General features: G+C 70.7%; 9 protein-coding genes and 3 tRNA genes. 7 read left to right on the top strand and 5 right to left on the bottom strand.

Annotated features, from left to right (window positions below):
- The first annotated feature begins 53 nt into the window (after positions 1 to 53).
- A complete protein-coding gene (locus DEJ47_RS11395) occupies positions 54 to 1,397 on the top strand; it encodes an RNA polymerase sigma factor (RefSeq protein ID WP_150167448.1) in 1,344 nt (447 codons plus the stop codon).
- A 21-nt stretch (positions 1,398 to 1,418) separates the two neighbouring features.
- On the opposite strand, the gene DEJ47_RS11390 is transcribed toward DEJ47_RS11395, so the two are convergent.
- The 4 genes from DEJ47_RS11390 to DEJ47_RS11375 all read right to left on the bottom strand — a co-directional run bounded on the left by DEJ47_RS11390 (position 1,419) and on the right by DEJ47_RS11375 (position 7,092).
- Entirely contained in the window at positions 1,419 to 3,341 is a 1,923-nt protein-coding gene (locus DEJ47_RS11390) for an ABC transporter ATP-binding protein (RefSeq protein ID WP_398333970.1), read from the bottom strand.
- Entirely contained in the window at positions 3,341 to 5,074 is a 1,734-nt protein-coding gene (locus DEJ47_RS11385; RefSeq protein WP_150167445.1) for an ABC transporter ATP-binding protein, read from the bottom strand. The genes DEJ47_RS11390 and DEJ47_RS11385 overlap by 1 nt, the downstream gene beginning before the upstream one ends.
- A gap of 200 nt (positions 5,075 to 5,274) precedes the next feature.
- Positions 5,275 to 6,705 (bottom strand): xylulokinase, encoded by a 1,431-nt coding sequence (locus DEJ47_RS11380; RefSeq protein ID WP_150167443.1) that lies wholly within the window; start codon positions 6,703 to 6,705, stop codon positions 5,275 to 5,277.
- 84 nt (positions 6,706 to 6,789) lie between these two features.
- Positions 6,790 to 7,092, bottom strand: coding sequence for a YtxH domain-containing protein (locus DEJ47_RS11375; RefSeq protein WP_150175559.1), 303 nt, complete (start codon positions 7,090 to 7,092; stop codon positions 6,790 to 6,792).
- 214 nt (positions 7,093 to 7,306) lie between these two features.
- Here DEJ47_RS11375 and DEJ47_RS11370 point away from each other — a divergent pair.
- The 3 genes from DEJ47_RS11370 (at position 7,307) to DEJ47_RS11355 (ending at position 7,721) form a co-directional block, all read left to right on the top strand.
- A tRNA-Asn gene (locus DEJ47_RS11370) sits at positions 7,307 to 7,379 on the top strand.
- A 5-nt stretch (positions 7,380 to 7,384) separates the two neighbouring features.
- Positions 7,385 to 7,457, top strand: a tRNA-Asn gene (locus DEJ47_RS11365).
- Positions 7,458 to 7,644: 187 nt separating this feature from the next.
- Positions 7,645 to 7,721 (top strand) — tRNA-Ile (locus DEJ47_RS11355).
- An 86-nt stretch (positions 7,722 to 7,807) separates the two neighbouring features.
- On the opposite strand, the gene DEJ47_RS11350 is transcribed toward DEJ47_RS11355, so the two are convergent.
- Positions 7,808 to 8,923, bottom strand: coding sequence for a YihY/virulence factor BrkB family protein (locus DEJ47_RS11350; RefSeq protein ID WP_150167439.1), 1,116 nt, complete (start codon positions 8,921 to 8,923; stop codon positions 7,808 to 7,810).
- Positions 8,924 to 9,083: 160 nt separating this feature from the next.
- On the opposite strand from DEJ47_RS11350, the gene DEJ47_RS11345 reads away from it, so the two are divergent.
- The 3 genes from DEJ47_RS11345 (at position 9,084) to DEJ47_RS11335 (ending at position 12,314) form a co-directional block, all read left to right on the top strand.
- The gene (locus DEJ47_RS11345) at positions 9,084 to 9,494 is read left to right on the top strand and encodes a molybdopterin-binding protein (protein WP_150167437.1); all 411 of its coding nucleotides are present in this window, start codon (positions 9,084 to 9,086) and stop codon (positions 9,492 to 9,494) included.
- A gap of 65 nt (positions 9,495 to 9,559) precedes the next feature.
- Positions 9,560 to 10,354 carry a molybdate ABC transporter substrate-binding protein gene (gene modA, locus DEJ47_RS11340; protein ID WP_150167435.1) on the top strand — a complete coding sequence of 265 codons (795 nt, stop codon included), beginning with the start codon at positions 9,560 to 9,562 and terminating at the stop codon, positions 10,352 to 10,354.
- Positions 10,355 to 10,361: 7 nt separating this feature from the next.
- On the top strand, positions 10,362 to 12,314 hold the full coding sequence (locus DEJ47_RS11335) for an ABC transporter permease (RefSeq protein ID WP_150167433.1): 1,953 nt from the start codon (positions 10,362 to 10,364) through the stop codon (positions 12,312 to 12,314).

Here is a 12,314-nt window from a genome sequence, read left to right as displayed (position 1 = left end):
GTCACCGCACGCCCCTCGTGGCGGCCGTGTGTCGTGCCCCACACTGGGTTCCGGTGCCTGAGTCCTCGGAGCGCGGCCGACCCGCCGACAGCGGGTCCGAGACCCCCGCGGTTCCACAATTCGTGTTCGGGACGGACAGCGGCGAGGCCGCCGTCCCTCTCCCGTTGCCGCACGCCTCAGATGCGATCACCCTGGAGGTCGCCCCCGTGCAGACCCAGACCCTCACCCAGACCGACACCGCCCCGCGCGCGGATGCGGATACGGACGTCCTGGAGTCGGTCCCGCCGCAGCGCCGGGCCGCCCGGCACCCCGAGGCCTCGGCAACGCAGGAAACGGCCCCGGAGACTGCGCGGAAGACCCCCGACACGGCCGCCGCGCGGGACGACACCGAGGACCCCGAGGCTCCCGAGGCCCCTGAGACACCCGAAGCCCTCGCGCCCGAGATCCTCGACCTGCCCGCGCCCCGCAGCCGCGCCGACACCGGCGGCCCGTCCTCGGACCTGTTCCGCCAGTACCTGCGCGAGATCGGGCGGATCCCGCTGCTCACCGCCGCCGAGGAGGTGGAGCTGGCCCGCGCCGTCGAGGCCGGTCTCTTCGCCGAGGAGAAGCTCGGCAACACCCCCGACCTGGACTCCCAGCTCGCCCTGGACCTCGACAAGCTGGTCGTCATGGGCCGGATGGCCAAGCGCCGCCTCATCGAGGCCAACCTCCGCCTGGTCGTCTCCGTCGCCAAGCGGTACGTGGGGCGCGGGCTGACCATGCTCGACCTCGTCCAGGAGGGCAACCTCGGCCTGATCAGGGCGGTCGAGAAGTTCGACTACGCCCGCGGCTACAAGTTCTCGACGTACGCGACCTGGTGGATCCGCCAGGCCATGTCCCGCGCCCTCGCCGACCAGGCGCGCACGATCCGCGTCCCCGTGCACGTCGTGGAGCTCATCAACCGGGTCGTACGCGTCCAGCGGCGCATGCTCCAGGAGCGCGGGTACGAACCCACGCCCGAAGAGGTCGCCGCCCACCTGGACCTCCCGCACGAACGCGTCAGCGAAGTCCTGCGCCTGGCCCAGGAACCCGTCTCGCTGCACGCCCCCGTCGGCGAGGAGGACGACGTCGCGCTCGGCGACCTCATCGAGGACGGCGACGCCACGAGCCCCGTGGAGTCGGCGGCGTTCCTGCTGCTCCGCGAGCACCTGGAAGCGGTCCTCTCCACGCTCGGCGAACGCGAACGCAAGGTCGTCCAGCTGCGCTACGGCCTCGCGGACGGCAGGCCCCGCACTCTGGAGGAGATCGGCCGCATCTTCGGCGTGACGCGCGAGCGGATACGGCAGATCGAGTCCAAGACCCTCAACAAGCTGCGGGACCACGCCTTCGCGGACCAGCTCAGGGGCTACCTCGACTGAAGGCAGCCCCTGAGAGCCTCGCTAGTCCACCTCGGCGACGGCCTGCGCGAACTGCGCCGCGTACAGCCGTGCGTAGGCCCCGTCGGCCGCCAGCAGGGTGTCGTGCGAGCCCTGTTCGACGATCGACCCGTTCTCCATCACCAGGATCGTGTCCGCGTCCCGGATCGTGGAGAGCCGGTGCGCGATGACGAACGACGTCCGCCCGTGCGCCAGACGCGCCATCGCCTTCTGGATCAGCACCTCCGTACGCGTGTCGACCGAGCTCGTCGCCTCGTCGAGGACCAGGATCACCGGGTCGGACAGGAACGCCCGCGCGATGGTGATGAGCTGCTTCTCGCCCGCGCTGACGCCCGCGCCGTCGTCGTCGATCACCGTGTCGTAGCCGTCGGGGAGCGTGCGCACGAAGCGGTCGGCGTGGGCGGCGCGCGCCGCCTCCTCGATCTCCTCGCGCGTGACGTCCTTCGGCGCGCCGTACGCGATGTTCTCCGCGATGGTGCCGCCGAACAGCCAGGTGTCCTGCAGCACCATGCCGATCCCGGACCGCAGCTCGTCGCGGGACATCGCCGCGATGTCGACCCCGTCCAGGGCGATCCGCCCGCCCGTCACGTCGTAGAACCGCATCAGCAGGTTGACCAGCGTCGTCTTGCCGGCGCCGGTGGGCCCCACGATGGCGACCGTGTGTCCCGGCTCGACGACCAGTGACAGGTCCTCGATGAGCGGCTTGTCCTTGTCGTAGCGGAACGAGACGTGCGACATCTCCACGCGCCCGCGCGGCTTCTCGGGCCGCGCGCCGGGCACCGGGTCGGCCTCCTGCTCCTCGGCGTCGAGGATCTCGAAGATCCGCTCGGCGGACGCGACACCCGACTGCACCAGGTTCGCCATCGAGGCGACCTGTGTCAGGGGCATCGAGAACTGCCGCGAATACTGGATGAAGGCCTGCACGTCACCGATCGACAGCGACCCCGACGCGACCCGCAGACCGCCCACCACGGCCACCAGGACGTAGTTCAGGTTCGAGATGAAGAACATCAGCGGCTGCATGACACCGCTGTTGAACTGCGCCTTGAACGACGCCTCGTACAGCTGCTCGTTCTGCTCGGCGAACGCCTTCGCCGACTGCTCCTGCCGTCCGAAGACCTTCACCAGGGTGTGCCCGGTGTACATCTCCTCCACATGGGCGTTGAGCGCGCCGGTCGTCTTCCACTGCTGCACGAACTGCGGCTGCGACCGCTTGCCGACCTTCGTCGCCACGAAGAACGACAGCGGCACCGTCACGAGCGCCACCAGCGCGAGCAGCGGCGACACCCAGAACATCATCACCAGGACGCCGATGATGGTCAGCAGCGAGTTGATGAGCTGCCCCATCGTCTGCTGCAGCGTCTGGTTGAGGTTGTCGAGGTCGTTCGTGGCGCGGCTCAGCACCTCGCCGCGCTGCCGCTTGTCGAAGTACGACAGCGGGAGCCGCGAGAGCTTCGCCTGTACGTCGCCGCGCATCCGGAAGACGGTCTTGTTGATGGCGCGGTTCGACAGCCGTGTCGCCACCGCCATCAGCAGGCCCGCCACCACGAACGTGCCGAGCGCGAGCAGCAGGACCTCGCCGACCGCGCCGAAGTCGATGCCCTCGCCGGGCGTGAAGTCGACGCCGGAGAGCATGTCGGCCGTGCCGCCGTCGCCGCGGGCGCGCAGGCCGTCGAGCGCCTGCTCCTTCGTCGTCCCGTCGGGCATGTCACGGCCGACGATGCCCGCGAAGAGCAGGTCGGTCGCGCGGCCGAGGATCTTGGGGCCGAGCACGGAGAGGGCGACGCTCAGGACGGCGGCGACGAGCATCGCGTACATCGTGGCGCGCTCGGGTCTGAAGTGCCCGAGCAGCCGCTTGCCCGAACCCTTGAAGTCCATGGAACGGGAGTCGGGGCCCAGCATGGGCCCACCGATGCCAGGGGGCATTACGCGGCCTCCGCTTCCGTCAGCTGGGAGAGCACGATCTCCCGGTAGGTCTCGTTGCTCTCCATCAGCTCCCGGTGGCTGCCGGTGCCCACGACGCGGCCCTCGTCGAGGACGACGATGCGGTCGGCGTCCCGGATCGTCGACACGCGCTGGGCGACGATCACGACGGTCGCCTCCGCGGTCTCCCGGCCGAGCGCGGAGCGCAGCGCGGCGTCGGTGGCGTAGTCGAGCGCGGAGAACGAGTCGTCGAAGAGGTAGATCTCCGGGCGCTGCACGAGCGTGCGCGCGATGGACAGACGCTGCCGCTGGCCGCCGGACACATTGGTCCCGCCCTGGGAGATGGGCGCGTCGAGCCCTTCTTCCAGACCCTCGACGAACTCCTTGGCCTGGGCGACCTCCAGCGCGTGCCAGAGCTCCTCGTCGGTGGCGTCCGGGTTTCCGTACCGCAGATTGGACGCGACGGTCCCGGCGAACAGGTACGGCTTCTGCGGGACGAGGCCGACCGTCCTCGCGAGCAGCGCGGGATCGATGGTCGCCACGTCCACGCCGCCGACCAGGACTTCGCCCTCCGTCGCGTCGATCAGCCGCGGTACGAGGTTCAGCAGCGTCGACTTGCCGCTGCCGGTCGACCCGATCACGGCGGTCGTCTCGCCGGGCCGCGCGACCACGTGGACGGACTTCAGGACGGGCTCCTCGGCGCCGGGATAGCGGAAACCGGCGTCCCGTATCTCCAGGTGGCCGTGGCTGCGCAGCTCGCGCGCCGGGGCGGTCGGGGGCACCACGCTGCTGGCGGTGTCCAGGACCTCCTCGATGCGTTCTGCACAGACCTCCGCGCGCGGCACCATCATGAACATGAAGGTGGCCATCATCACGGACATCACGATCTGCATCAGATAGGCGAGGAACGCGGTGAGCGCACCGATCCGCATGCCGCCGCCGTCGATCCGGTGCGCGCCGAACCAGACCACCGCGATCGAGGAGATGTTCACGACGGTCATGACGATCGGGAACATCAGCGCGAGCAGCTTGCCGCTGCCGAGGGAGACCTCGGTCAGGTCGGCGTTGGCCTTGCGGAAGCGCTCCTTCTCGTAGTCGTCGCGGACGAAGGCGCGGATGACGCGGTTGCCGGTGATCTGCTCGCGCAGCACGCGGTTCACGGTGTCGAGCCGCTCCTGCATGGCACGGAACAGCGGACGCAGCCGCCGCACGATCAGGCTGACACTGATGCCGAGGACGGGCACGACGGCGACCAGGACCGTGGACAGCGGCACGTCCTGGCCGAGCGCCATCACGATGCCGCCCACGCACATGATGGGCGCGGTCACCATCAGCGTGAACGACATCAGGACCAGCATCTGCACCTGCTGGACGTCGTTGGTCGTCCTCGTGATCAGCGACGGGGCGCCGAACTGCCCCACCTCGCGCGCCGAGAACGACTGGACCCGGTCGAAGACGGCGGCCCGCACGTCGCGGCCGAGGGCGGCGGCGGTCCGCGCGCCGTAGAAGACGGCGCCGATGTTGCAGACCATCTGCACGACGGTGACGGCGATCATGATGCCGCCGAAGCCGAGGATGTAACCCGTGTCGCCCTCGACGACACCGTTGTCGATGATGTCGGCGTTCAGGCTGGGCAGGTAGAGCGCGGCGCAGGTCTGCAGGAACTGCAGCAGCACCAGCAGGACGATGGGTTTCTGGTACGGACGCAGATGTGTCCGCAGGAGTCGTATGAGCACGCTCGGTCTCTCGAGGAGTCGGGTGTCGGCGAGATGGGGGCGGCGGGCAAGGCCGCACCCATCCTCCGACACCCGGCCAGGGGCCGCGCAACCGATTAACCCATGACCCGGTCAAATTTCAGCCCGGGTAAAGAACTGGGCGGATCCACGAGTCATCCAAGAGACGTGCGAGCCGCGGACGGCTCGCCCGAATGTTCGCCTCAGTACGCGAAGGCCCCCGGATGGGACTGCTCCCGCACCGTCACGTACTGCTGCCGTACGGCCTGCCCCACCGCGAGCTCCTCGCCCGGCTCGAAGACCTGCGCCGAGGCGCCCTGCCAGAGCGGCAGCTGTCCGGTCAGCGCCCACGCGGCCTGCCGTGCCGCACCGATCGCCGCGTAGTCCGCGGGCTGGGGCACCACGACCTGCGTCCCGAACAGCATCGGAGCCGCGGCCTGCACGGCGGGCAGCTCGGCGGCGGCGCCCAGCAGGAACACGCGCCGGACCTCCACCCCGCGCCCCCGCAGGACGTCGAGCGCGTCGCCGAGGCCGCACAGCATGCCCTCGAAGGCGGCACGCGCCAGGTGCTCGGGCTTCATGGACTCGCGCCGCAGCCCGGTCAGCGTCCCGGCTGCGTGCGGCAGGTTGGGCGTCTTCTCACCCTCCAGGTAGGGGAGGAGGACCAGTCCGTGGGCGCCGGGAGTCGACTTCATGGCGAGCGCGGAGAGCTCCTCCAGGTCGGTGAGCCCGAGCATCTCGGCGGAGCCGCGCAGGACGCGTACGGCATTCGAGGTGTGGACGACCGGCAGGTGCATGCCGGTGGCGTCCGCGAGGGAGGTGATGTTGCCCGCCGCGTCGACGAGCGCCTCGTGGTGCACGGCCATCACGGAGCCCGAGGCGCCGAGCGACACCACGGCGTCGCCCCGCTGGACCCCGAGCCCGAATGCGGCGGCCATGGTCTCGCCCGTTCCGGCCGAGATCAGGAGCCCTTCGGGCGTCGTCCCCGCGGCCTCGGCGGGCCCGATCACCTCGGGCAGCATCGCCTGGTGCCCGAGGGCCATCTCGACGAGATCGGGGCGGTACGTTCCGCTCGCCGCCGACCAGTACCCGGTGCCCGACGCGCCGCCGCGGTCGGTCGTGCGCCGGGCGGGCCGGCCGAGCAGCTGCCACACGAGCCAGTCCGGCGCCTGGAGGAGGGCGGCGGTGCGGCGCGCGGACTCCGGTTCGTTCTTCGCCAGCCAGCGCAGCTTGGTGACCGGGTGCGGCGCCTGCGGCACGCATCCGACGGACTGCGCCCAGGCCTCCCGGCCGCCGAGTCCGTCGATCAGGTCGACGGCGGCCACCTGCGCCCGTCGATCGTTGCCGACGAGCGCGGGCCGCACGGTGTTGCCGTGCTGGTCGAGCGGTACGAGCGCGTTCTGCTGGGCGGACACGCCGATGGCCTGCACGCCTTCCAGCAGCCCGCCCCCGGCGGCTTCGCCGAGGGAGAGCAGCCAGGCCTGTGGATCCACGTCGGAGGGCCGCCCGCCGCCCTCGGCGTTCTCCAGCGGATGCGGTGCGTACCCCTGCTTCAGTACGGCACCCGTGTCCGTGTCACAGACCACGATGCGCGTGAAATCGGGCGAACTGTCCAACCCTGCGACTATCCCCATGCCAGGAATTCTGCCGCACGGGGGCCGGTGTCCCGTACCCCTGTTCGCTCTACGTGATCCACGCGGTGGTCCGTGCGGGTGCCGCTAGGTGTTGCTGGTGCCCCAGTCGTCCCCCGCGCCGCCCTGGCCCTTCTCGCGCAGGGAGCGGACGCGCTCGGCGACCGAGTCGGGCATCTTGTCGCCGACCCGCTCGGAGACGGTGTGGAACGCCTTGCCCGCCACCTCGCGGCCCTGCTGCGTCGCGGACTCGACGGTGTTGCGCACGGCCGGGTTCTGCGAGATCTCGCGGGCGGACTTCCGCAACTGCTCATAGCGCTCGCGTCCGGCCCGGGTTCCGAGCACGTACCCGAGGGCCAGTCCCGCCACGAATGTGAGCCGGTACCGCATGGCTGCCACCCTTTCCTTGCGTCGGCTTCGCACGTGTGTCGCGCGTCTGTCTGTTGTCTGCCGGTCGTCTGCCGGTGGTCTCTCGCTTGCCCGCTGATCGCCGGAGGGATACCGATTGGCGGAGCACCCCCCTGCTTGCGCTAATGTATGTGTCGCAGCGAGCGCGCGCCGCCCGGAGAGTTCCCAGGTAGGTGCGTTCGATGCAACGAGACGATCCCCTGTAGCTCAATTGGCAGAGCAGCCGGCTGTTAACCGGCAGGTTACTGGTTCGAGTCCAGTCGGGGGAGCTCGGTCTCCTGTAGCTCAATTGGCAGAGCAGCCGGCTGTTAACCGGCAGGTTACTGGTTCGAGTCCAGTCGGGAGAGCTGTGACGAAGGACCCCCGAGATGCCTCTCGGGGGTCCTTTTCCGTGCGTGTTCCGCGCCTGATGGAACCATCCGGGCAGCCCTGCGGTCCTCATGGTCGAGCGAAGCCGACCATCCGAAGCAGGAGATCGTATGAGCGGCTATGCTGCGGCAGACGGCGCGCACAAATGTGCGCGACGCGCCGTTAGGGGCGGTAGCTCAGCCGGTTAGAGCAGCGGACTCATAATCCGTCGGCCGTGGGTTCGAGTCCCACCCGCCCCACCACAGCGCTAGGCCGCAGGAACGTTTCCACCTGCGTCAACCGCGCAAACCTCCGGGGGCCGCCCGTTCGGGCGAAGTCCGGGTGGCACCTAGGCCTTCCGTGTCACGCGCTGCTTGCGGCGGCGGGGCCATTTGCGGGTGTCGCGGGGTTCCACGTACGGCTCCTCCTCCGGGGGCATGCCGCCGGAGATCGCCCGCTGGCGGGCCAGTTCCGCGTCGAACTCCAGGCCCAGCAGGATCGCCAGGTTCGACAGCCACAGCCAGATCAGGAAGACGACGACGCCCGCGAGGGTGCCGTACGTCTTGTTGTACGAGGCGAAGTTGGCGACGTACAGGGCGAAGCCGCCGGAGGCCAGCAGCCAGAGCAGGACCGCGACGGCGCTGCCGGGGCTCAGCCAGCGGAAGCCGGGGCCGCGGACATTGGGGGCCCGCCAGAAGAGCAGGGCGATCATCAGGATCACGAGGACCAGCAGGACCGGCCACTTCGCGATGGACCACACCGTCAGCGCCTCGTCGCCCACACCGATCGCGTCGCCGGCGCGTTCGGCCAGCGGGCCCGTGAAGACGACGATCAGCGCGCTGATGGCGAGCAGGACCATCAGGACCACGGTCAGCGCTATCCGCAGCGGGGTCAGTTTCCACACCGGTCGGCCTTCGGGGAGGTCGTACACGGCGTTGGAGGTACGGATGAACGCCGCCACATATCCGGACGCCGACCAGAGCGCGAGCACCAGGCCCACGATCGCCATCACCCCGCTGGTGCCGCCGCTGTCGCTCAGCTGCCGCACCGAGTCCCCGAGCAGGTCCCGCACCGGGCCCGGCGCCAGGTCCTGGAGGTTGTCCAGGACCTTGTGGGTCGCCGACTCGCCGATCACGCCGAGGAGCGAGACGAGGACCAGCAGCGCGGGGAAGAGGGAGAGAACGCCGTAATAGGTGAGGGCGGCGGCGCGGTCGGGGAGCTCGTCGTCCATGAACTCCTTGCCGGTGCGCCGCAGCACCGCCCACCAGGAGCGTGCGGGCAGCTCGGTGGGTTCGTCGGGGGCGGCCCGCTCGACCTCCGGGTCCGGACCGGTGCCGAGGGCGGGCTCGGTCTCGTCCGGCGTGTGCTCGTCCGGCGTGAGCCTGTCCCGGGTCTGCTCGTCCCGCGTCTGCCCGTCCCGGGTCTGCTTGTCCCGTGGGTGCTTGTCCTCGTCGAAGAGTGCCATGAGGTGGCGAGTTCTCCGGTTCGGGCCGGCTATGCCTGTCCGTGGGGGCGGGGCGGCGGCTTGGAGGATTCTCCAGGAGCGGCGGTGCGTAGTCGCATCTGCCATGGAGATACGGCTCAACTTTTACATCTGCCAGGCGATCGCGATTATCTTGTCGCATATGCAGTCCTACACAATCGGGCGGGCCGCCCGTCTGCTCGGGGTCAGTCCCGACACCGCTCGTCGTTGGGCCGATGCCGGACGGGTCGCCACGCATCGGGACGAGGGCGGGCGGCGGCTCATCGACGGGCGCGATCTCGCCGCCTTCGCCGTAGAGGTCGGGCAGGGCGCGGCGGCGGGTGCGGGTGGGGGTGACGAGGAGGTTTCGTACACCTCTGCCCGGAACGCCTTTCCCGGGATCGTCACCGCCGTGAAGCTCGGCGACGTCGCCGCTCAGGTCGAGATCCAGGCCGGGCCGCACCGGCTCGTCTCACTGCTCACCCGCGAGGCCGTGGAGGAGCTCGGCCTCGAAGTCGGGGTCGAGGCCACTGCCCGGGTCAAGTCCACCAGTGTGCACATCGATCGTGCGTGAGCAGTGCCCGCGCAGTGCCTGAGTGCGTTGCTTTGTCGTGTTCTTCGTCCGCAAGGAGCCGTGCCATGTCCCCGAAGTTCTCCGGCCGCACCGTCCGCCGTGCCGTCGCCGCTGCCGCCACCGCCGCGCTGCTCGTTCCGCTCGCCGCCTGTGGCAGTGGCGATGACGGTGACAGCGACGGTGGCGGGGAGAAGGACGTCAGTCTCACCGTTCTCGCCGCTTCCTCCCTCACCGATGTCTTCGCCGTCGCCGAGAAGGCGTACGAGAAGGAGCATCCGGGGACGAGGATCACTGTCTCCGCCGCCGGGTCGCAGGAGCTTGCCGCGCAGGTCAAGCAGGGGGCGCCCGCCGATGTGCTCGTCACCGCCGACACCAGGACCATGGACGGGCTCAAGGGTGAGACCGGTGAGCCCACCGTCATTGCAAGGAACCGGCTGGTCATCGCCACTCGGGAAGGCAATCCTGAGGGGATCAAGGGGCTCAAGGATCTCGGCAGCAGCGGGTTGAAGGTTGTTCTTGCCGACGACACCGTGCCCGTCGGGCGTTACAGCAAGCAGGTCCTCGACCGGCAGGGCATCGCCGTCCAGCCGGTCTCCAAGGAGGCCAACGTGCGGTCCGTGCTCAGCAAGGTCGAGCTGGGCGAGGCCGACGCGGGGATCGTCTATCGGACCGATGCCGCCGGCGCGCCCGGCAAGGTCGACGCCGTCGAGATCCCCGACGCGCAGAACGCCGTCGCCTCCTACCCGGCCGCGACCCTCAAGAACTCCGAGCACAGTGATGAGGCCGCCGCGTTCGTGAAGTGGCTCAGCACGCCCGAGGCACAGAAGATGCTGCGGGACGCCGGGTTCCAGAAGCCGTAGCAAGGAGATGAACCTGCCCCGACTTCGTTCTCGCGCGCGCGTGCGGTCCCGCGCGCCGCTCACGCTCGCTGTGCCCGCGGTGCTCGCCGTCGCCTTCCTGCTGATGCCGCTCGTCGGCATCCTCGCCCGGACCGAGTGGGGCGACCTCGGAACACACCTGACGGCTCCCGGGGTCACCCAGGCCCTCAGGCTGTCGCTGCTCGTGTCGTTCTGGGCCCTCGGGCTCTCGCTCCTGCTCGGGGTGCCACTGGCCTGGCTGCTCGCGCGGGTGGAGTTCCGGGGGAAGGCGCTCGTACGGTCCCTCGTGCTGCTGCCGATGGTGCTGCCGCCGACCGTCGGCGGCGTCGCGCTGCTCCTCGGGTTCGGGCGACGCGGGCTCCTCGGGCCGTGGCTGGAGGACACCTTCGGGATCGTGCTGCCCTTCCACACGTCGGGCGCGGTGGTCGCGGCGACGTTCGTCGCCATGCCGTTCCTCGTCATCAGTCTGGAGGGCGCGCTGGGCGGGCTTCGGCCCGGGTTCGAGGAGACCGCGGCGTCGCTGGGAGCCTCGCCGGTACGGGTGTTCCTCACCGTCACCCTGCCGATGGTCGCCCCCGGACTCGCCGCCGGAGCCGCGCTGACCTGGGCGCGGGCGCTCGGCGAGTTCGGTGCCACGATCACTTTCGCGGGGAACCTGCCGGGGACGACGCAGACTCTGCCGCTCCAGGTGTACCTGCTGTTGCAGGACTCCCCGGAGGCGGCGACTTCGCTGTCGTTGCTGCTGCTCGCCATCGCCATGGCCGTGCTCGTCGGGTTGCGCGGGCGGTGGACGGCGGGGGGCGGTCCGGGGCGGGTACGGGAGCCCATGCGGGGCGGCGGCGAGGAGGAGGGCGGGGAAGCGGCGACCGCGGCTCCGTCCGTGGCGGTCGCCGGGGCGGACGAGAAGTGGGGGCTGCACGCCGACGTCAGCGGCTACAACCAGCTCACCCTCGACGCCAGGCCCGGCACCACCATCGCCGTCGTCGGGCCCAACGGTGCGGGCAAGACGACGTTGCTGCGCGCGCTCCTCGGCCTCACCCCACGCGCCCACGCGGAGCTCCGGCTCGGCGAACGCGACGTCACCGCGCTGCCCCCGCACCGGCGCGGGGTCGCCTGGGTGCCGCAGGAAGGCGCGCTCTTCCCCCATCTGAACGCGCTCGGCAACACCGCGTACGGCCTGCGGGCACAGGGCGTACGGCGTGCCGACGCACGGCGCGAGGCGCAGGCCTGGCTCGACCGCCTCGGCGTCGGGCACTTGGCGCACCGTCGGCCCGCGCAGCTCTCCGGCGGGCAGGCCCAGCGGGTCGCCCTGGCCCGTGCCCTGGCCGCCCGCCCCCGGCTGCTCCTCCTCGACGAGCCGCTCGCCGCCCTCGACCAGACCACCCGCGCCCACGTCCGGCACACCCTGCGCCGCCACCTCGACGGGTTCGGCGGCGTCTGCCTCATCGTCACGCACGACCCCGTCGAGGCGGTATCGCTGGCGGACCGGGTCCTCGTACTCGACGAAGGACGTACGTTGCAGGACGCGCCGCCCGCCGAGGTCACCCGGCACCCGCGCTCGCCCTGGGTGGCCCGCATGCTCGGCCGCAACGCCTGGCCCGGCACCGCCGCCTCCGACGGGACGCTCGCGCTGGCGGGGGAGGGACGCCTGGTCGTCGCCGATCCGCTGGAGGAGGGCGCGCGGGCGCTCGCGGTCATCGCTCCGGAGGCCGTGTCCCTGCACCGAGAGAAGCCGGAGGGCAGCCCGCGCAATGTGTGGCCGGGGACAGTGCGTGAGATCACCACGGCGGGCAGTCGACTGCGCGTCCTCGTCACCTCGGGCGAGGCGCCGGACCTGGTCGCCGAGATCACCCCGCAGGCGGCGGTGGAGCTCGGGCTCGTGGAGGGGGCCGGGGTGTGGACGAGCGTGAAGGCGACGGAGGTGTCGGTGGTGGGGCTTTGA

This window comes from Streptomyces venezuelae (assembly GCF_008642355.1).
Classification (GTDB): domain Bacteria; phylum Actinomycetota; class Actinomycetes; order Streptomycetales; family Streptomycetaceae; genus Streptomyces; species Streptomyces venezuelae_B.
This window is presented reverse-complemented; position numbering and strand designations above follow the sequence as displayed.

Excerpts from the sequence above, each read along its gene's own strand:
- DEJ47_RS11390 (WP_398333970.1), bottom strand. The coding sequence starts at position 3,341 with ATGCCCCCTGGCATCGGTGGGCCCATGCTGGGCCCCGACTCCCGTTCC.
- DEJ47_RS11345 (WP_150167437.1), top strand. The coding sequence starts at position 9,084 with ATGCAGTCCTACACAATCGGGCGGGCCGCCCGTCTGCTCGGGGTCAGT.
- DEJ47_RS11375 (WP_150175559.1), bottom strand. The coding sequence starts at position 7,092 with ATGCGGTACCGGCTCACATTCGTGGCGGGACTGGCCCTCGGGTACGTG.
- DEJ47_RS11380 (WP_150167443.1), bottom strand. The coding sequence starts at position 6,705 with ATGGGGATAGTCGCAGGGTTGGACAGTTCGCCCGATTTCACGCGCATC.
- DEJ47_RS11350 (WP_150167439.1), bottom strand. The coding sequence starts at position 8,923 with ATGGCACTCTTCGACGAGGACAAGCACCCACGGGACAAGCAGACCCGG.
- modA (WP_150167435.1), top strand. The coding sequence starts at position 9,560 with ATGTCCCCGAAGTTCTCCGGCCGCACCGTCCGCCGTGCCGTCGCCGCT.
- DEJ47_RS11335 (WP_150167433.1), top strand. The coding sequence starts at position 10,362 with ATGAACCTGCCCCGACTTCGTTCTCGCGCGCGCGTGCGGTCCCGCGCG.